Raw genomic sequence first — 366 nt, 5'->3', positions numbered from 1 at the left:
CTTCAGTGTCTTCCCCTACTTCAACTGACTCAGTTTCAGTACCTTTTGCTTCAACATTCTCTTCGTTCGTTGGTTCAGGTTGATTTTGCACTTCCTGAGGACGGACGACAGTGTGCGTGTTCCCCCTGTTAACTAAGTCAGATAACAGTTGAGAAACATCCAAGCCAGTTAATTCTTTTAGTGGTTCTTGAATTTGTGTCATCGTATTTGTAATTGATTTGCTATACGAGGCTGTACCATTTCCACTTCCTGTATCAATAATTTTGACAGAATCAATATTCGATAAAGGTGCGGCAATTTCTTTAGCATACAATGGAAGCATCTCTATTAGTTTCTCTGCAATAACGACTTCACCATGTTTAGAAA

General features: G+C 39.1%; 1 pseudogene. It reads right to left on the bottom strand.

Annotation, left to right across the window (positions count from 1 at the left end):
• Positions 1 to 366: pseudogene (locus AOA60_RS23480) on the bottom strand (hypothetical protein); the annotation flags it as partial.

Source organism: Pseudomonas sp. 2822-17, assembly GCF_002742485.1.
GTDB classification, from domain to species: domain Bacteria; phylum Pseudomonadota; class Gammaproteobacteria; order Pseudomonadales; family Pseudomonadaceae; genus Aquipseudomonas; species Aquipseudomonas cyclaminis.
Note: the sequence above shows the minus strand (reverse complement) of the source record. Positions and strands in the feature narration are given on the sequence as shown.